Below are 19,033 nucleotides of genomic sequence, written 5' to 3' on the forward strand. Positions count from 1 at the left end.
GCGGGGGGGCCCGCCCCCCCCCCCCCGGGGCCCGGGCGGGGGGGGGGGGGCCCGCGGGGGGGCCGGGGGGGGCCCCCCTCCCGTCCTTTGCCGTTCCATGACGCCGTCGTGCCGTTCGCGGCCTGGAAGTTAGCTCCCCTCACGATCTAAAATCGGCGGTATGGAGGACAGCACGGCAGACAGTGCGGCCGACGGTGCGGAAGCGGCGGAACTCCACGATCCGCTCACCGGCGTGCTGGCCGGCATCCAGCGGCTGATCCGCCGCAGGCTGCGGCGGGGCCAGACCGGCCCACCGCTGCGCGGCGCCGCCGCCGACCTGCTGCGGCTCGCCGCCGCCCGACCGGGCATCCGCGTCTCCGAAGCGGCCAGGGAGCTCTACCTCGCGGGCAACTCCGTCTCCACCCTCGCGGGCAAGCTCAGCCAGGACGGATACCTGGTCCGCGCGTCGGACCCGGCCGACCGGCGCTCCGCCCTGCTGTACGCGACCCCGGAGGCCCGGACGCGCATCCGGGAGCGGGACGCCCGGCGCAGCGCGCTGATGCACGAGCAGCTGGCGCGCCTGAGCGAGCAGGACAGGGCGGCGCTCGCCGCGGCCCTTCCGGCTCTGCGCAGGCTCGCCGAGAACCTGCGGACCGACGTGGAGGGGACATGACCGATCCGACGGCCGGGACGACCGACGAGCCCGCGGTCGAACTCACCGGCCTCACCTATACGTTCGGCGACCTGCGGGCCGTCGACGACATCGACCTCTCGGTCGCCGCGGGCGAGGTCTTCGGGCTGCTCGGGCCGAACGGCGCGGGCAAGACCACCGCGATCCGCTGCGTCACCACCCTGCTGCCCGTACCGCAAGGCAGGGTCAGAGTCTTCGGACGGGACGCCGCGCGCGACCGGATGGGGGTGCGCCGCCTGCTCGGCTACGTGCCCCAGCAGCTGTCCGCGGACGCCGCGCTGACCGGGCGGGAGAACGTGTCGCTGTTCGCCCGCGTCTTCGACGTGTCGCGCGCGGAACGCGCGGAGCGGGTCGCCCAGGCGCTCGCCGCCGTCGACCTCACCGACGCCGCCGACCGGATGGCCAAGACGTACTCCGGCGGCATGATCAGGCGGCTGGAGCTCGCGCAGGCGCTCGTCAGCGCGCCCCGGCTGCTGATGCTGGACGAGCCGACCATCGGGCTCGACCCCATCGCGAGGACCAGCGTGTGGGAGCACATCGACGCCGTACGGCACGCCACCGGCATGACCGTCCTCGTCACCACCCACTACATGGACGAGGCCGACCAGTACTGCGACCGGGTCGCGCTGATGCACCGCGGCCGTATCCGCGCCCTCGGCACGCCCGGGGAGCTCCGCGCCGCACTGCGCGAGCGCCTCCTCGCGGCCTCGCCGCGGCCGGGGCAGGACCCCCGCCCGACCCTCGAAGACGTCTTCAGGGACGTCGCGGGCGCCGGGCTCGACGAGCAGGGAGGTGACTACCGCAGTGTCCGGAGCACCCGCCGCACCGCGTCCCGGGTCGGCTGACGGGACGGCGGCCACCGCCGTCGCCGGCCTCGACCTGCTGGTGACCCCGCCCCGCGCGCGCACCGGATGGCGGGTGGTACCCGCCAGGGTGCTCGCCATGTGCGCGGTCGAGCTCCAGAAGCTCCGGCACGACCGCACCGAGATCTACACGCGCGCCATCCAGCCCGCGCTGTGGCTGCTGATCTTCGGCGAGACCTTCACCCGTATCCACGCGATCCCGACCGGCCACGTCCCCTATCTCGACTACCTCGCGCCGGGCATCATGGCGCAGTCCGCGATGTTCATCGCGATCTTCTACGGCATCCAGATCATCTGGGAGCGGGACGCGGGCATCCTCACGAAGCTGCTCGTGACGCCGACCCCGCGGGCGGCGCTGATCACCGGCAAGGCCTTCGCGGCCGGGGTGAAGGCGCTGATCCAGGCGATCGTGGTGATCCTCATCGCGGCCGTCCTCGGCGTGGCCCTGACCTGGAACCCGGCGAAGCTGCTCGGCGTCGCGGTCGCGGTGATCCTCGGCTCGGCGTTCTTCTCGTGCCTGTCGATGACCGTCGCGGGGATCGTGCTGACCCGCGACCGCCTGATGGGCATCGGCCAGGCCATCACGATGCCGCTGTTCTTCGGGTCGAGTGCCCTGTACCCGCTGTCGATCATGCCGGGCTGGCTCCAGGTCATCAGCAGGATCAACCCGCTCAGCTACCAGGTGGACGCGCTGAGAGGACTGCTGCTCGGCACGCCGTCCCATCTGGCCCTCGACTACGGCGTCCTGGCCGTCGCTGCGGCGGCCGGCATCACCGCGGCGTCGTCCCTGCTGGCGCGGCTGGCGAGATAGCGGCCGACGGGTGCGCGCCGTCGCGGCGGCACCCGGGCGAACAGCGTCTGGAACGGGGGAGTGCGCCCGGTCGCGGCGGCACCCGGGCGAACAGCGTCTGGAACAGGGGAGTGCGCCCGGCCGAGCGGGGAGCGCGCCCGGCCGAGCGTCAGCCGCCGGACCCCGCGGCACCCCGGGCCGGGGTCCGCTGGGCCGTCAGGCCCGTGAGGACCAGCTGGGCGAGCCGGTGGGCCCAGTCGTGGTCCACCGGCTCCGCACTGACCAGGGTGCGGTGCACCACCGCGCCCGCCACCACGTCGAAGATCAGGTCCGTGTCGCGCGCCGCCGCGTCCGGGTCGGGCGGCGGCGGGAGCTCGCCGCGCTCCTCGGCACGCCGCCGGCCCGCGACCACGAGCCGTTTCTGCCGGTCCACGATCGCCGTCCGGATGCGCCGCCGCAGCGCGTCGTCGCGCGTGGCCTCGGCGACGACGGCCATCAGCGCCGTCTTCGCCTCCGGCCGGTCGAGCAGCGCGCCGAACTGCCGGACGACCGACTCGACGTCCGCCGACAGGCTGCCCAGGTCGGGCAGTTCGAGTTCGTCGAAGAGGACGGCGACCGCGTCCACGACCAGTTCGTTCCGGCCCGGCCAGCGCCGGTAGAGCGTGGTCTTGGCGACGCCCGCGCGGGCGGCCACGTCCCCCATCGTCAGCTTCGACCAGCCGACCTCGACGAGCGCCTGCCGGGTCGCCGCCAGGATGGCCGCGTCGGCCGCGGGGCTGCGGGGACGGCCGGTGCGTCCCGCGTGCATACCTTCGGGGCCGGTACGGGTAGACATGCGTCGACCCTACCGGCCCTCTGTGAGGCAGGTCATGTGGTGATCCGCCCCGCGCTCCGGCGAAGACAGTTACGCTACGAGTCGTAGCGAAAGACCTCTTCGAGGGTCCGAGCGACAGCCATCCGGCGCGCGGTGGGGACCGGGCGCCACAGCAGGGCGGGTGGAGCGCCGTGGGGGCGCTCCGCACGCGGCCCCGGGGCGAACCGGGGAAGTTTCACAGCCGCGCGCGGAAGGGGGAGGATGTACTCATGCAGCCTAGGAACATGTCCATGAGCGGTGTCGTCGACCTCGCCGCGGTGAAGGCGGCCGGAGAGGCCAAGACGAAGGCGGAGCAGGCCCGTGCCGAGGCCGCCCGCAACGGCGGGACCGCCGCCGTGCCCCCGTCCGACCTGGTGATCGACGTCGATGAGGCGGGCTTCGAGCGGGATGTCCTCCAGCGCTCGGCCGAGGCGCCCGTCGTCATCGACTTCTGGGCCGAGTGGTGCGAGCCGTGCAAGCAGCTCAGCCCCGTCCTCGAACGCCTGGCGCGCGAGTACAACGGCCGTTTCGTGCTGGCGAAGATCGACGTCGAGGCCAACCAGAACCTGATGCAGCAGTTCGGCATCCAGGGGATTCCCGCCGTCTTCGCGGTGGTCGCGGGACAGGCGCTGCCCCTCTTCCAGGGCGCGGCCCCCGAGGACCAGATCCGTCAGACGCTCGACCAGCTCATCCAGGTCGGCGAGGAGCGGTTCGGGCTCACCGGGATTGCCGTGGACGCCGACGCCGCGGCGCCGGAGCCGGACGAGGAGCGCGCCGCGCCCCCCGGCCCGTACGACACGCTGCTGGAGTCGGCCGTCCAGGCGCTCGACGCGGGCGACTTCGCGGGCGCCGTCCAGGCGTACCGCAACGTGCTGTCCGACGACCCGGCGAACACCGAGGCCAAGCTCGGCCTCGCCCAGGCCGAACTGCTGAACCGGGTGGGCGCGCTCGACCCCCAGCGGGTACGGCAGGACGCTGCGGACAAGCCGGGGGACGTCGACGCGCAACTGGCCGTCGCCGACCTGGACCTGGCCGGCGGTCATGTGGAGGACGCGTTCGCGCGCCTGGTCGAGACGGTGCGCCGCACAGCGGGCGACGACCGGCAGAAGGCCCGGCTGCGGCTCCTCGAACTCTTCGAGGTCATCGGTACGGACGACCCGAGGGTCGCCGCCTCGCGCGCCGCGCTCGCGCGGGTGCTGTTCTGACCCCGCGTACAGAACCCGCTGATCCCGGGCGGCTGTTCCGGTCCCGCTGATCCGGCGCGGCTGTCGCGGTCGGGCGGTCGCTGAGCCGGCGCGGCCGTTCCGGTACGGCTGCCGCGGTCGCGCGGTGGTGGCCCGGCTGTGCTGAGCTCGCTGTTCCGGGCCTGTCGGAGCCCGCCCGGGCCCGGGGTTGTGGGCCTGCTGGTGGGGGCTTCTCCAGGTCCTTGCCGATGCCGTCGGTTCAGGACCGGGCTGTCTGCGGCGGCGATGTTTACGACTGTGGTGCCTGAGGTGTGGTGCCTGTGGCGCTCGTGACGCATGTGGCGAGAGCGTCCCTGACGGACTCGTGTGGCGGGTGTGCCGATTCGGTGCCGCCGGAGGGCCCACCTCCGCTTTGCTGGTGCGGATTTGACGACATGGCGACGGCAGCGGCTGTTCTTTACTGAAACTTGACCTATACAGCCGCTGTTACTCGCAGTAAATCCGGCATTCCCGTCTGTCCGTTTTTGACCCTGATTCCCGCCAGTCGTTCCTGCGGGTGGAAACACCGAGTGTGGCCGCTTGGTTCCGCTCGGTCGCCGACCGGTTATCGGTCCGTTACTGGCTGGTAACGAGACCCCTTGTGCCGTGGCCGCGAATGGACCAGCATCATCGACGCTCGGTCCAAAACCGCACCGGCGCGGCGACCAGTCGTGTCCCCGGGGCTCTTGGGTCCCCACCGAGCGGGTCGGCGGACCCGTGGACGCCGATTCCCAGGACAGGGGGGTACTCGCCCAACAGGCGGGACCTGTCCGTAGGTTGCGCGACAGCGTGGCCAGTGGTTGTCGCTCGGGGGTGATCGACCGGTGGATCGGGCGCGGCTCGCGCACGGCACGGCGGGCGCTCTCCTTCCGAGGACGTAGCACTTCTCCCCATCCCATGGCGGTCCCCACGTCCGTATTGGGATGTACGTCCGAGAAGGAGGAAATACATGGAGTCCCCAGTACGTGGTGGGACCAGATGGAAGCGCTTCGCTGTGGTCATGGTGCCGAGCGTGGCCGCCACGGCCGTGATCGGTGTCGCCCTGTCGCAGGGGGCGCTCGCCGCGTCCTTCAGCGTGTCGGGGCAGGACTTCAAGGTCAAGGCACAGAAGCTCGACGGCACGGGCTTCACGCAGTACGCGGCTGTCGACTACGGCGTGGAGGGCAAGGACGGCAAGAAGGCCAGCCACCCGGTCGCCGTCAACGGGTTCAAGCAGGCGAAGATCACGGCCCTGTGCCAGTCGGTGGTCACGCCCGTCCCGGGGTTCGGCGACGTCACCATGACGCTGACCGCCGGCGACAAGGGCACGGATGTACAGGCCAAGAACCTGTACATCGACCTTGACGACCTGGACAGCACCAACGCGACGTTCTCGAACATCAACATCGGCCAGGCCGCGGGGACGACCGCTGACGGTGCCCACGCGGGCATCGCGCCGGGCGACAAGGGCAAGGTCGACGGCGGTTCGTTCGCCCAGGACGCGGACCGGGCGGTCCTGACGGGTGTGCAGCAGCGTGCCTGGGCCACCACGGCCGGCACGTTCAATCTCAGCGGGCTGCACATGGCTCTGGCCGCGGGCGACAAGGGGTGCTACTAGGCATCCGCCGGTGGACGAGGCGGGCGGAGCGCGGGACCGATGTTCCGCGCGGACCGCGCGCCTCGTCCGCCACCCCTCCATCTCATGGCATGCCGTCACGGCAATGCCGGTTCCAGGGAGCTGTTTTCCATGAGCGCCGAGACCGCGGACACCTTTGTGACCCCGGAGCGCGACGGCGGGTTCAGGTACTGGAGGCTGAGGTTCCGCGCCTGGCGCGGCAAGCGGCCTTTCTGGGCGGGGCTGTTCACGCTCCTCAGCGGACTGCCGATCGCCTACTTCCCGTACGCACACCTGCACGTCGGCAATCTCACCCTCGCCCTGGCGACGACGGCGGGCGCCGGCTCGCTCATCATCGGTGTCCTGCTCTTCACGCTCGGCATGACGATGTGGTTCCACTCCATCGTGCGGGTGTTCGCGGGCATCGCGGCCATCCTGCTCGCCCTGGTCTCCATCCCCGTCGCCAATCTGGGCGGGTTCATCGTCGGCTTCCTCCTCGCTCTCATCGGCGGCTGCCTGTCGGTGTCCTGGGCCCCGGGCAGGGCCGCCGAGCAGGCTCCGGCCGCGGAGGAACCCGCGCGGCCCGAGTCCAGGGCCGCCGCGGAAGAGCCTCCCGGCTACCTGTTCCTCGGCTCCCGGCCGGAGCCGGAGGCGGACGGGAGCAGCGCGACGCAGACGGGCACGTCCAGGGCGAAGGGCGGGAGGCACAGTGCGGGATGACGAGACCGGGTCGCCGGCCGGAACGGCGGCGGCCGAGGAGTTCAGGAGAGCCGCGGGTCCCCGGCACGCGGCGCGTCACGCGGCGCCCCGCAAGTCCCTCCTGACGAAGTTCCACGTGCCGGCCGGCAAGGCGATGATGCTCGCGGCCATGCCGACGGCGGTGTTCGTCGGCATGGGCCTCACGCCGCGTCTCGCGCTCGCCGACGAGGGCAGCGGCAACGCCGGCACGAACCCGTGCGTGAGCCGTTCCGACGAGGCCGGCGCTTCGGAGTCGCCTTCGCCCTCCGCCTCCACGTCCGCGAAGCCGGACCCGAGCGCGAGTTCCGGCGCGGCCGGCGGCAAGAGCGACGGCGGTACGAAGACCGGCGGCGGTTCCGCGGACCCGACGCCGTCCAAGACGCCCTCGCCGACGTCTTCCGCGTCGCAGACGCCCGACCCGTCCCAGTCGTCCGCACCCGCGGGCAGCGGTGGCGGAGGCGACAGCGGGAGCGGCGGCGGGCTGCTCGGCGGACTCGGTTCCGTGGTCGGCGGACTGCTCGGCGGCGGCTCGTCCTCGTCCTCCTCGCCGTCGCCTTCCGACACACCGTCGCCGAGTGCCACCACGGGTTCCGGCTCCACGTCGAAGTCCGGGTCCACGGCGTCGGATTCGCCGTCGAAGGGCGCGTCCGTCGGCTCGCTCCTCGGCGGTTCCTCGTCGGACACGTCGAAGGACGACGGCGCGAAGAGCGGCGGGAGCGGCGCCAAGAGCAAGGACGGCGCCACGTCGAAGGACGGGTCCAAGGACGTCAAGGGCAAGGTCGGGGGCCTGTCCAAGGCCAAGGCCGGGACCGCGCAGACCAAGACGGACGCCATCAAGGCGCTGCTGGCGAAGAAGGGCATCCCCTTCAGCGACATCCAGACGTCTTCCAAGCAGTCCGAGACCAAGGCCGACGGCGGTTCGTGCGACGACGGGCCCTGCGACAACCTGCTCCCGATCCTCAAGCCCCCCACCGAGGACGCCGACGCGCCGCCCATGGCCAACGACCCCTGGCACCTCACCAGCAGCAACCTGGGCCTCAACGGGCTCTGCTACCGGGGGCTCGTCGACATCAAGACGCAGGCCGGGACCAAGCGGGTCATGAAGTTCACTGCGGACTCGATCGACATCACCGACCTGCACCAGACGGTGGACAACAAGGACGCGCACGGCAACGTCGTGACGCACACGCAGATCGAGACCGCGCCCGGCAGCAAGTCGACCATCGACGGCCCCGTGACGATGTACACGGAGAAGCTGTCGGGCAACATGTTCGGCCTGCTGCCGATCACCTTCAGCCCGGACTTCCCGCCGCCCATCCAGATCGACAAGGTGTTCTTCACGAACGCCAAGGTCGACCAGGCGGGGCAGTTCGGCGGCACGCTGTCGATGAAGGGCCTGCACAACACCATAGGCTGACGGGCCGGTCCGACTGGTCCGTCCCGTTCGCGATACGCAGGTGGCCCGCGCCCGCCCGGGGTGCGGGCCACCCGCGCGTACGGGCCGGCCTCGTAGCTGCCGGAGCCCTCACGCCCCCGCGCAGAACGACCTCCGGTAGGCGAGCGGCGCCACGTGCGTGGCCCGCTTGAAGTGCGTGCGGAAGTTGGCGGGGGAGCCGAGCCCGGAGCGCGCCGCCACCTCCTCCACGGACAGGTCCGTCGACTCCAGCAACTGCTTGGCGTACTCGACGCGTTGGGCGTGCAGCCAGCGCAGCGGCGACAGCCCCGTCTGCGCCGTGAAGTGACGGGTGAAGCCGCGTTCCGACAGCCGGGCGTGCGCGGCCATCCGCGCCACCGTCAGCGGTTCGCACAGCTGCGACAGCATCCAGGCGCGGGTCGCCGACAGCGCGTCCTCGCCGGACGGCGCGTCCCCGTACTCGATGAACTGCCGCTGCTCGCCCTCGCGCCGGGGCGCGGCGACGATCCGGCGGGCGACGGTGTTGGCGAGGGCCGAGCCGTGGTCGCGGCGCAGGAGGTGCAGGCACAGGTCGATGCCCGCCGCCACACCCGCCGAGGTGAGCACGCTGCCCTCGTCCACGTACAGCACGTCGGGGTCGACGCTCACCAGCGGGTACCGCTCGGCGAGGGCCGCGCAGCTCCGCCAGTGCGTCGTGGCCCGCAGGCCGTCGAGCACGCCGGCCTGGGCGAGCGCGAAGGCGCCGGTGCAGATCGAGACCATGCGCGCGCCCCGCGCGTGCGCGGCACGCAGCGCGTCGAGCACCTCCGCGTCGAGCGGTTCGTCGTGGCGCGCGTAGCCGGGCACCAGCACGGTGTCGGCGCGGGCGAGCGCGCCGAGGCCGTGGTCGGGGGTGAGCGTCAGGCCGCCCACCGCGCGGACGGGCCTGCCGCCCCGCGACGCGGTCGTGACCGTGTACTGCGGCAGGCTGTAGCGCCCGAACACCTGGAGCGGAATCCCCGCGTCCAGCGGCAGCACGGGGTCGAGCAGCAGCACGGCGACGCGGTGCGGCGGCGCGGTGTCCGCCGCTGCGGGCGGTACGGCGACGGTGGCTGAGCGCGGCTGCGGCCCCGGTACGGCGGTCATGGCGCGATGCTACCGGCACGCCTGGCCGGATGCTGTCGAATGCTGGCATTCCAGCCACTCGCGAGCGGGGGCCGGGCTCGGCGAGGGTGGTTTCCGTCAAGCCCCCCGGCCGAGGAGAGCCGCCGTATGCCCCCGCGCTCCCGCACATCCCTGCGCGCAGCCGCCGACCTGACCCGGCTCGTCGCGTCGCAGACGATCTACTACGGTGCGGTCAGCGTCGACCTCACCCTCACCTCGCTCGCCGGGCTCCGCCTCGCCCCCACCCCGGTCCTCGCGACCCTCCCGCTCACCCTGATCACCGGCTTCGGCCTGCTCGCCTCCGTGGCGGCCGGGCTGCTGACCGCCCGCTACGGCTACCGGGCGGTGATGGCGATGGGCGGCGGCTGCGCCGTGGCCGGCGGCCTGCTGGCGATGGCCGCCGTGTACACGGACCGGTTCTGGCTGCTGTGCGTCGCCACGTCGCTGCTCGGCGCCTACCGGTCCACCGGCGGCTACATCCGCTACCTCGCCGCGGACCTCGCGCCCGAGGGCCGCAAGGAGCGCTCGCTGTCGATCGTCATGTACGGCGGCCTGATCGCGGCGTTCCTCGGCCCGTTCGCCGCGCTCGCCGCCTCCCGGGCGCTGCCCGTCGAGTTCACCGGCTCGTACGCCCTTGTCGCGGTGCTCGGCCTGGCCGTGATCCCGCTGGCCCTCACGGTGTCGCGCGAGCCCCGCGCCGTACCTCCGGCGGGCGCGGCGGAGGGCGCCGCCCGGACCGGACCCGCCACCTTCGCGGCGAGCCGGGGCAACCCCAACCTCGTGGCGGCGCTCGTCCTGCTGCCGCTGGCCGGCGCGCTGATGACTCTCGTCATGGCGATAGGCCCGCTCGCCAACGCGCACGCGCACCACTCCTCGGAGATGGGCGCGGCACTGATCCAGTGGCATCTGGTCGGCATGTTCGCGCCGGCGCTGGTGAGCGGCGAGCTGATGCGCCGCATCGGGCCGTGGCACACCGCCGTCACGGGCATCGTGATCACGCTGCTCGGCGGGGCCGCGGGCGCGACGGGCGACAGCGCCGCGGCCATGATGGCGGCGATGGTCTGCGCCGGCGTCGGCTGGAACTTCACGTACCTCGCCGGTACGACATTCCTGGTGCGCAGTTACCCGACCGGCCGGGGCTCCCGCCTCCAGGCGGTCGCGGAGGGCGCCACCGGCGCCGCCTCGGTCGTGGCGTCGCTGCTGTCGGCGACGGCGTTCGACACCCTGGGGTGGCGGATGTCGAGCGTGCTGGTGCTCGTGGTGGCCGTACCGCTGCTCCTGTGGCAGCGGCGGTACCAGAAATACAAGGGGGTCGCGGCCGAGGCGCTCGACCTCTCGGCGGCACCCGCTCCCGGCGCGCCCCAGGAGGCCTGAGGTCCTGGCGGGGGAGCCGGGGTCCCGGCGGCGTCACTCCAGGACGACGTCCGAGGTCTCGGGAGCCCAGACGAAGGAGACCAGCGCACCGAGGACGAGGAACCCGGCGAGCGCCGTCATCGAGAACGAGAAGCCCAGATGGTCGATGCTCATCGGGAGCAGGAACGTGCCGGCGGCCGAACCGATCCTGCTCACACCGTTCAGCAGGCCGACGCCCGAGCTGCGCAGCGCCGTCGAGAACAGCTCCGGCGGGTAGACCTGGTCCAGGTTGGACGACGCGGACATGGTGAACGTGAAGACCAGGAACAGCACGAACAGCACGATCGAGGGTCCGCCCGGCCACACGCCCAGCGGGCCGAGCGCCAGTGCCATCACGATGAACGACCCGATCACGAAGCCGCGGCGGGAGAAGCGCGCGACGAACCAGAGGCCCGCGATGCTGCCGAGCAGCAGGAAGACATTGAGCAGCCCGTCGCCGAGGAAGCCCTCCTTGAGGTGGAACTTCGCCATGACGACGGGCAGAAAGGTGTAGATCGCGAAGTACGGGATGACCTGACAGTTGTAGTAGAGGATGCCGAAGGCGGTCTTGCGCCACTGGTCCGCGCTGAAGAGCTTCCGGTACGCGGCGGCGTCCCGGGCGCTCTGCTCGCTCTCCCGGGCGACGCCCTCCCGCACCGGTGTCACGATCGACTCGAAGTCGACGTTCCCTCCGATGTACTTCGCCACGACGGCCCGTGCCTCGTCCAGCCGGCCCTTGCTGACCAGCCAGCGCGGCGACTCCGGCGTGCCGATCCGCAGCAGCAGCACCACGAGCGCCGGCAGCGCGCTGCTGGCCAGCAGCCACCGCCAGCTGTCACCGCCGTACCCCACGAGCCAGTTGCCGAAGAAGTACGAGCAGATGTAGCCGATCGTCCACATGGCGGTCAGCGACGCGAGCAGGAAACCGCGGCTGCGGCGCGGACAGAACTCCGCGACGAGCGTCGGGCCGATCGCGTAGTCGGCGCCGATGCCGATGCCGATCAGGACGCGCAGGCCGAACAGCAGGCCCGGGCCCTGCACCCAGAACTGGGCGATCGAGGCCAGCGTGATCAGCAGGAAGTTCAGCATGTACAGCTGCTGGCGGCCGATGCGGTCGGCGAGCCAGCCGAGAGCGATACTGCCGACGAAGATGCCGATGAGCGCCGAGGCGCCGAGCAGGCCCTCCCACACGGAGCCGAGGTGCATCTGCGGGGTGATCAGGGTCAGCGCGATCCCGATGACGCCGAGCTGGTAGCCGTCGGAGAAGTTCGCTCCGAAGGTCAGAGCGGTGATCTTCAGGTGAAATCTGTTGAGGGGAGCATCGTCGAAGGGAACCCGGGTCGGCTCCGTGGCCTGCGTCGTCAGGTCGTGGTCAGGCATCGTTCCACTTGGTCCCATCCGCGGGTGAGACCGTCCGGCCCACCCTCTTGCCAAGGTCCTGAATAACAAGTTTCATGGAGCCTCATTCATGAATGAATAGTTGTCAAGGAGGTGAACGGGATGGGCTCCAGCCCCATCCGCGTCGACGGACGCGGACTGCGCTGCGACGACGTCGTCGGCGTCGCCCGGCGCGACGCGCCGGTGAGCCTCGACGGGAAAGCGCTGGACCGCGCGTTCCAGGCGTACCAGGTGGCACGAGACAGCGAGACGAAGCGGGCCGTCTACGGGCGGACCACCGGCGTCGGCGCCAACCGCCACGAGGTCGTCGACCCCGAGGCCGTCGACCAGCACGGGCTGCGCCTTCTGCGCAGCCACGCGGGCACCTCGGGACCGCGTGCCCCGGAGGACACCGTACGGGCCACGCTGGTCATCCGCCTCAATCAGCTGGCCGCCGGCGGCAGCGGCGTCCATCCGCGGCTCCTCGAAGCACTCGCCGACGCGCTGCGCACCGGCGCCGTTCCCGCGCCCCACTCCCGCGGCTCCATAGGCACCGGCGACCTCGGCGCGCTCGCAGAGATCGCGCTGACCCTCGCGGGCGAGCGGCCGTGGGGCAGCGGATCGCTCGATCCGGTGCCGATCAGCCCCGGCGACGCGCTGGCGTTCATCTCCAGCAACGCCGCCACGCTCGCCACCTCCGTGCTCGCCTGGTCCGACCTGAGCCGGCTGCTGCGCGCGAGCCATGTCGTCGCCGCGCTCTCCTACGTGGCGATGAACGGATCACCCGAGGCGTTCGCGACCCGCGTGCACGCCCAGCGCCCGCACCCCGGCTCCGTGCACTGCGCGGCCGAGATGCGGCGGCTGCTGTGGGGCGAGGCGGAACCCGAGGACGGCGCGCGGCTCCAGGACCCGTTCGGCCTGCGTGCCTTCCCCCAGGTGCAGGGCCCCGCGCTGGAGGCGGCGGACGCCCTGCGGGGGATTCTGGAGATCGACATCAACGCGGCGGCGGAGAACCCGTTCATCGACGCCGAGAGCGGCCGCGTCTACCACCACGGCCACTTCGCCACCTCGCACCTCGCGCTCGGCCTCGACCGGCTCCGCGCGGCGCTGCACCATGTCGCGGAGCTCTCCAGCGCCCGCCTCAGCGACCTGGTGGAACCGGACCTGACCGGCCTCCCGCCCTTCCTCGCCGACGGCCCGGCGGGCAGTTCCGGAATCATGATCCTGGAGTACGTGTCGCACGACGCGCTCAGCAGGCTGCGGCACGCGGCCTCGCCCGTCACGCTCGGCACCGCGATCATCTCCCGGGGCCTCGAGGACCACGCGAGCTTCGCCTCGCAGGCCGCGCACAGCACAGCTGAGGCGGTCAGCGCGTACCGCACGGTGCTCGCCTGCGAGCTGGTCGGCGTGGTGCGGGCGCTGTCCCTGCGGGCGGTGGAGCTGCCGGACACGCCGGTGGCCGAGGCGCTGCGCAGGGCGCGGCAGGCGCTGCCGCTGGTGCGCGAGGACCATCCGCTGACGGCGGAGATAGCGGCGGCCGAGAACATCGTGCCGTTCCTCGCGGACCTCTGAGCCGGGACGCCGGTGCGGGGGCCGGAGCGCCGGCGCCGGGCCGGGGCGTCAGTGCGGGGGCCCGGGCCCGCGCGCCGGCCCGGGCCCGGTTGTCGCGCGGGCCTGTCCGTACGCCGACGGGCCGTGTCCCGTCGCCCACCCGGTGGGTACGCGGCGGGACACGGCCCGTCAGTGCGGTGCGGTGCTGTGCGGTGCACACGTGTGGTGTGCGCGTAGGGCGCCGGGCGGTCAGCTCTGCGCGCCGCCGAGGTGGTGGACCCGGACCATGTTGGTGGTGCCGGGGACCCCGGGGGGCGAGCCCGCCGTGATGACCATGGCGTCGCCGTCGCTGAAGCGCTGGAGCTTGGAGAGTTCCACGTCGACCAGGTCGACCATCTCGTCGGTGGTGCCCACCCACGGCACGACGAAGGACTCGACGCCCCAGCTCAGCGCGAGCTGGTTGCGCGTGGACTCGTCCGTGGTGAAGGCGAGGATCGGCTGGCAGGCGCGATAGCGGGACAGGCGGCGAGCGGTGTCGCCCGACTGCGTGAAGGCGACGAGCGCCCTGCCGTCGAGGAAGTCCGCGATCTCGCAGGCCGCGCGGGCCACCGAGCCGCCCTGCGTACGCGGCTTGCGGCCCTCGACCAGCGGCTCCAGGCCCTTGGAGAGCAGCTCCTTGTCGGCCGCGGCGACGATCTTCGACATCGTCTTGACCGTCTCGACCGGGAACGCGCCGACCGACGACTCGGCCGACAGCATGACCGCGTCCGCGCCGTCCAGGATCGCGTTGGCCACGTCGGACGCCTCGGCGCGCGTCGGGCGGGAGTTGGTGATCATCGACTCCATCATCTGGGTCGCCACGATCACCGGCTTGGCGTTCCTGCGGCACAGCTCGATGAGCTGCTTCTGCACCATCGGGACCTTTTCGAGCGGGTACTCGACGGCGAGGTCGCCGCGGGCCACCATCACACTGTCGAACGCGGCGACCACAGCCTCCATGTTCGCCACCGCCTGCGGCTTCTCGACCTTGGCGATGACGGGGACCCGGCGCCCCTCCTCGTCCATGATCTTGTGGACGTCCACGATGTCCTGCGCGTCCCTGACGAAGGACAGCGCGATCATGTCGCAGCCCATCCGCAGGCCGAAGCGCAGGTCCTCGATGTCCTTCTCGGACAGCGCGGGCACGTTGACCGCGGCACCCGGCAGGTTGATCCCCTTGTGGTCGGAGATGACACCGCCCTCGACGACCATGGTCGTGACGCGGGACCCGGAGACCCCGACGACCCGCAGCTCGACGTTGCCGTCGTTGATCAGGATCGGGTCGCCCTTGGCGACGTCGCCCGGCAGGCCCTTGTACGTGGTGCCGCAGATGGACTTGTCACCCGGCACGTCGTCGGTGGTGATGGTGAACTCGTCACCGCGCACCAGCTCGACGGGGCCCTCGGCGAAGGTCTCCAGGCGGATCTTGGGGCCCTGGAGGTCGACCATCACGCCCACAGCGCGGCCGGTGTCGGCCGCCGCCTGACGGACGCGGTCGTAACGGCCCCGGTGCTCCTCGTGGCTTCCGTGGCTCATGTTCAGGCGGGCCACGGACATGCCGGCCTCGATGAGAGCCTTCAGCTGCTCGTAGGAATCAACGGCAGGGCCCAGTGTGCAGACGATTTTGGAACGGCGCATGAGGCTGATCCTATCGGTTTGTTTCCAGGCGGAATATTCCGGCTGGTGAAAAATACAAATGGGCGGTACCCCGCTCAGGCGTGTCCTTTTTTACTGACCGTCTTCGCGAGTGGCGAGCGCGAACGTCTGCCGCGCGATCTCCAGCTCCTCGTCGGTCGGCACCACGGCGACCGCGACCCGCGACCCGTCCGGCGAGACGAGCCGCGGCTCGTCGGAGCGCACCGCGTTGCGCGCGGCGTCCACCGCGAGACCGAACCCTTCGAGACCTGCGACGGCAGCTTCCCGCACCTCCGCCGCGTTCTCACCCACCCCCGCCGTGAACACCACCGCGTCCACCCGGCCGAGCACCGCCGCGTAGGCGCCGATGTATTTCCTCAGCCGGTGCGCGTAGATCGCGAACGCGAGTTCCGCGGCCCGGTCGCCCTCGTCGATGCGCCGCCGGATCTCGCGCATGTCGTTGTCCCCGCAGAGACCGGAGAGCCCGCTTCTTTTGTTCAGAAGTTCATCGATCCCGTCCACCGACATTCCCGCGACCCGCGCCAGATGGAAGACCACGGCGGGATCGATGTCACCGGAGCGCGTCCCCATCACGAGCCCTTCGAGCGGCGTCAGCCCCATCGACGTGTCCACGCACCGGCCGCCCGCCACCGCCGAGGCCGACGCGCCGTTGCCCAGGTGCAGGACGATCACATTGGTGTCCTCGGGCGCCCTGCCCAGCAGCTCGGCCGCGCGGCGCGAGACATACGCGTGCGACGTGCCGTGGAAGCCGTAGCGCCGCACCAGGTGCGCGTCCGCGGTCGCCGTGTCGATCGCGTACCGGTACGCGTGCTCCGGCATCGTCGCGTGGAAGGCCGTGTCGAACACCGCCACCTGCGGCAGGTCGGGCCGCATCTCGCGCGCTGTACGGATTCCCGTCACGTTGGCCGGCTGGTGCAGCGGCGCGAGCGGTACGAGCTCCTCGATCTGCGCCAGCACACCGTCGTCGACCAGCGTAGGACCGGTGAAGCGCGGGCCGCCGTGCACCACCCGGTGCCCGACAGCGGCGAGCTCGGGGGAGTCCAGGCCGAGCCCGTCCTTGTCCAGCTCCGCGGAGAGCAGGCGCAGCGCCCGGGTGTGGTCGGCGATCCGCTCCGTGCGCTCCCGCCGCTCCCCGCCCGCGGCGAGCGGCGTGTGCACGAGGCGGGAGGAGCGCTCACCGATCCGCTCCACCAGCCCCGACGCGAGCCTCTCCTCGCCGGCCATGTCGAGGAGCTGGTACTTCACCGACGAGGAACCGGAGTTGAGGACGAGAACGCGAGCCGGGGTGCCGGGGGTGCTCATACGGCTTCTTCCTCCTGTGCTGCCTGTGCCTGGATGGCGGTGATCGCGACGGTGTTGACGATGTCCTGCACCGTCGCCCCGCGCGACAGGTCGTTCACCGGCTTGCGCAGGCCCTGGAGGACGGGCCCCACGGCGACCGCGCCCGCCGAACGCTGCACCGCCTTGTACGTGTTGTTGCCCGTGTTGAGGTCCGGGAAGATCAGCACCGACGCCCGGCCCGCCACCCGCGAGCCCGGCAGCTTCGTCGCCGCGACGCTCGGCTCGACGGCCGCGTCGTACTGGATCGGCCCCTCGATGAGCAGCTCCGGGCGCGCCTCGCGGACCAGCCGGGTCGCCTCCCGCACCTTGTCGACGTCCGCGCCGGTACCGGACGTGCCCGTCGAGTACGACAGCATCGCGATCCGCGGGTCGACGCCGAACCGCGCGGCGGTCGCCGACGCCTGCACGGCGATGTCCGCGAGCTGAGCCGCGTCCGGGTCCGGGTTCACCGCGCAGTCCCCGTACACGAGCACCCGGTCGGCCAGGCACATGAAGAACACCGACGAGACGATCGAGGCGCCGGGCCGGGTCTTGATGATCTCGAAGGCCGGCCGGACGGTCGCCGCCGTGGAGTGCACGGAGCCCGACACCATGCCGTCCGCGAGGCCCGCCTCCACCATCAGCGTGCCGAAGTAGTTCACGTCCGCCACGACGTCGTACGCCAGCTCCACCGTCATGCCCCGGTGCGCCCGCAGCTCCGCGTACCGCTCCGCGAACCGCTTGCGCAGGTCCGACGTGTCCGGGTCGACCAGCCGCGCGGCCCCGAGGTCCACACCGAGGTCCGCCGCCTTCTTGCGGATGGCGTCCGGGTCGCCGAGCAGCGTCAGGTCGCACACGTCCCGCCGCAGCAGTACGTCGGCGGCGCGCTGCACCCGCTCCTCCGCGCCCTCCGGCAGCACCACCCGGCGGCGCACCGCGCGCGCCTGCTCCAGCAGGTCGTGCTCGAACATCATCGGGGTGACCCGCGCGCCCCGCTCCACCGACAGCCGCTGCACCAGGTCGGCCGTGTCCACATGCCGCTCGAACAGGCCGAGCGCCGTCTCCGCCTTCCGCGGCGTCGCCGCGTTCAGCTTGCCCTCCAGCGCGAACAGCCGCGAGGCCGTGGGGAAGGACCCCTCGGCGACCGAGACCACGGGGGTGCCGGGCGCGAGCCGCTCCGCGAGCCGCAGGATCGACTCGTCGGGCCGCTCGTCCAGCGTGAGGACGAGCCCCGCGATCGGGGGCGTACTCGCCGAGTGCGCGGCCAGCGCGCCCACCACGATGTCCGCGCGGTCGCCCGGGGTGATCACCACACAGCCTGGGGTCAGGGCGCCCAGCAGGTTCGGCAGCATCGCGCCCCCGAAGACGAAACCGAGCGCGTCGCGCGCGAGCCCCGCGTCGTCGCCCAGCAGCACGGCGGCGCCGAGCGCCTCCGTGACCTGCGCGACGGTCGGCGCCGCCAGCGCCGCGTGGTCGGGGAGCACGTAGCAGGGCGCCGGCAGCTGCGCGCGAAGACCCTCCTCGATCGCCTCCCGGTCCTCGCCCGCGACCCGGTTGACCACGACGGTCATCACGTCGCAGCCGAGCGCCTCGTAGGCCCGGAACGCGTTGCGCCCCTCGGCCCGCACCGACTCGGCGCCCTGGCCCTTCCCGCCCACCACGGTGATCACGGACGCGCCGAACTCGTTGGCCAGGCGCGCGTTGAGGGACAGCTCGTCGGGCAGCTGCGTGTCCGCGAAGTCGGTGCCGAGGACCAGCACCACGTCGTAGTCCCGGCCCACCCGGTGGAACCCGTCCACCAGCTGGGACACCAGCTCGTCCCTGCCCCGCTCCGCCTGGAGCGCGGAGGCGGCCTCGTAGTCCATGCCGTAGACGGTGTCCGGGTTCTGGGAGAGCCGGTAGCGCGACCGCAGCAGCTCGAACATCCGGTCGGGGCGGTCGTGCACCAGCGGCCGGAACACCCCCACCCGGTCCACCTGGCGGGTCAGCAGCTCCATGACCCCGAGCTCGACCACCTGCCGCCCGTCACCGCGGTCGATCCCGGTCACGTACACCCCGCGCGTCACCCGTGCTCCCCTCGTCCCGGGGCCGGCCCTCTCGGTACCGGGCCGTATGCCCTCTTGACAGTAACCCGGCCTCCTGCGTAGAGCCCTCCGGGCAGGGGCGTGGAGCCCTCGGAGCGGGGGCAGCGGTAGGGGCAATGGCGGTGTGGCCGTTGGGGCCCCCGGGGTTTCGCCGTGGACGCCTCGCGGTGGCGCCTCGGGGGGGGGGGGGGGGCCCCCCCGGCCCCCGCCCCCCCCCGCCCCCCGGGCGGGGGGGGCCCGGCCCGGGGGCAGGAGAGGGCGGCACGGCGGCCCCCGCCACGGCCGCCGTGCCCGGCACGCACGGGGCGCAGGGGCACCCGTGGCCG

General features: G+C 72.3%; 15 protein-coding genes. 9 read left to right on the plus strand and 6 right to left on the minus strand.

The annotated features are described in order from the left end of the window. Nucleotides 1-160: 160 nt before the first annotated feature. Genes LCE31_RS06105 through LCE31_RS06115 form a run of 3 tightly spaced genes read left to right on the plus strand, consistent with a single transcriptional unit; the run spans nt 161 to nt 2,344 of the window. Nucleotides 161-652, plus strand: coding sequence for a MarR family transcriptional regulator (locus LCE31_RS06105; RefSeq protein ID WP_225012941.1), 492 nt, complete (start codon nt 161-163; stop codon nt 650-652). Beyond that, entirely contained in the window at nt 649-1,515 is an 867-nt protein-coding gene (locus tag LCE31_RS06110; protein WP_225012942.1) for an ATP-binding cassette domain-containing protein, read from the plus strand. The genes LCE31_RS06105 and LCE31_RS06110 overlap by 4 nt, the downstream gene beginning before the upstream one ends. Further along, nucleotides 1,475-2,344: an ABC transporter permease gene (locus LCE31_RS06115; protein ID WP_225012943.1), complete on the plus strand. Its 870-nt coding sequence runs from the start codon at nt 1,475-1,477 to the stop codon at nt 2,342-2,344. The genes LCE31_RS06110 and LCE31_RS06115 overlap by 41 nt, the downstream gene beginning before the upstream one ends. 148 nt (nt 2,345-2,492) lie before the next feature. On the opposite strand, the gene LCE31_RS06120 is transcribed toward LCE31_RS06115, so the two are convergent. Beyond that, complete coding sequence (locus LCE31_RS06120; protein WP_225012944.1) at nt 2,493-3,158, minus strand: TetR/AcrR family transcriptional regulator; 666 nt, start codon at nt 3,156-3,158, stop codon at nt 2,493-2,495. Between the two features lie 248 nt (nt 3,159-3,406). On the opposite strand from LCE31_RS06120, the gene LCE31_RS06125 reads away from it, so the two are divergent. The 4 genes from LCE31_RS06125 to LCE31_RS06140 all read left to right on the plus strand — a co-directional run bounded on the left by LCE31_RS06125 (nt 3,407) and on the right by LCE31_RS06140 (nt 8,148). Next, a complete protein-coding gene (locus LCE31_RS06125) occupies nt 3,407-4,381 on the plus strand; it encodes a tetratricopeptide repeat protein (RefSeq protein WP_225012945.1) in 975 nt (324 codons plus the stop codon). A gap of 967 nt (nt 4,382-5,348) precedes the next feature. Further along, complete coding sequence (locus tag LCE31_RS06130) at nt 5,349-5,996, plus strand: DUF6230 family protein (RefSeq protein WP_225012946.1); 648 nt, start codon at nt 5,349-5,351, stop codon at nt 5,994-5,996. 129 nt (nt 5,997-6,125) lie between these two features. Further along, complete coding sequence (locus LCE31_RS06135; protein WP_225012947.1) at nt 6,126-6,713, plus strand: DUF6114 domain-containing protein; 588 nt, start codon at nt 6,126-6,128, stop codon at nt 6,711-6,713. Continuing rightward, nucleotides 6,703-8,148 (plus strand): hypothetical protein, encoded by a 1,446-nt coding sequence (locus tag LCE31_RS06140; protein ID WP_225012948.1) that lies wholly within the window; start codon nt 6,703-6,705, stop codon nt 8,146-8,148. Before LCE31_RS06135 ends, LCE31_RS06140 begins: the two co-directional genes overlap by 11 nt. Before the next feature lie 108 nt (nt 8,149-8,256). Here the strand turns inward: LCE31_RS06140 and LCE31_RS06145 are convergent, their stop codons facing one another. After that, nucleotides 8,257-9,270, minus strand: a complete 1,014-nt coding sequence (locus LCE31_RS06145; protein WP_225012949.1) for a GlxA family transcriptional regulator — start codon at nt 9,268-9,270, stop codon at nt 8,257-8,259. 126 nt (nt 9,271-9,396) lie between these two features. On the opposite strand from LCE31_RS06145, the gene LCE31_RS06150 reads away from it, so the two are divergent. Continuing rightward, entirely contained in the window at nt 9,397-10,662 is a 1,266-nt protein-coding gene (locus LCE31_RS06150) for an MFS transporter (protein ID WP_225012950.1), read from the plus strand. Nucleotides 10,663-10,695: 33 nt separating this feature from the next. Here the strand turns inward: LCE31_RS06150 and LCE31_RS06155 are convergent, their stop codons facing one another. Further along, nucleotides 10,696-12,060, minus strand: a complete 1,365-nt coding sequence (locus LCE31_RS06155; RefSeq protein ID WP_225012951.1) for an MFS transporter — start codon at nt 12,058-12,060, stop codon at nt 10,696-10,698. A gap of 120 nt (nt 12,061-12,180) precedes the next feature. On the opposite strand from LCE31_RS06155, the gene LCE31_RS06160 reads away from it, so the two are divergent. Further along, nucleotides 12,181-13,629, plus strand: a complete 1,449-nt coding sequence (locus tag LCE31_RS06160) for an aromatic amino acid ammonia-lyase (RefSeq protein WP_225012952.1) — start codon at nt 12,181-12,183, stop codon at nt 13,627-13,629. Between the two features lie 228 nt (nt 13,630-13,857). Here LCE31_RS06160 and pyk read toward each other — a convergent pair whose 3' ends face one another. The 3 genes from pyk to pta all read right to left on the minus strand — a co-directional run bounded on the left by pyk (nt 13,858) and on the right by pta (nt 18,689). After that, on the minus strand, nt 13,858-15,285 hold the full coding sequence (gene pyk / locus LCE31_RS06165) for a pyruvate kinase (protein ID WP_225012953.1): 1,428 nt from the start codon (nt 15,283-15,285) through the stop codon (nt 13,858-13,860). Between the two features lie 90 nt (nt 15,286-15,375). Next, a complete protein-coding gene (locus tag LCE31_RS06170) occupies nt 15,376-16,605 on the minus strand; it encodes an acetate kinase (RefSeq protein WP_225012954.1) in 1,230 nt (409 codons plus the stop codon). Then, nucleotides 16,602-18,689, minus strand: coding sequence for a phosphate acetyltransferase (pta, locus tag LCE31_RS06175; RefSeq protein WP_225012955.1), 2,088 nt, complete (start codon nt 18,687-18,689; stop codon nt 16,602-16,604). The genes LCE31_RS06170 and pta overlap by 4 nt, the downstream gene beginning before the upstream one ends. Nucleotides 18,690-19,033: the final 344 nt, after the last annotated feature.

This window comes from Streptomyces sp. 8L, from assembly GCF_020176795.1.
Taxonomy (GTDB): domain Bacteria; phylum Actinomycetota; class Actinomycetes; order Streptomycetales; family Streptomycetaceae; genus Streptomyces.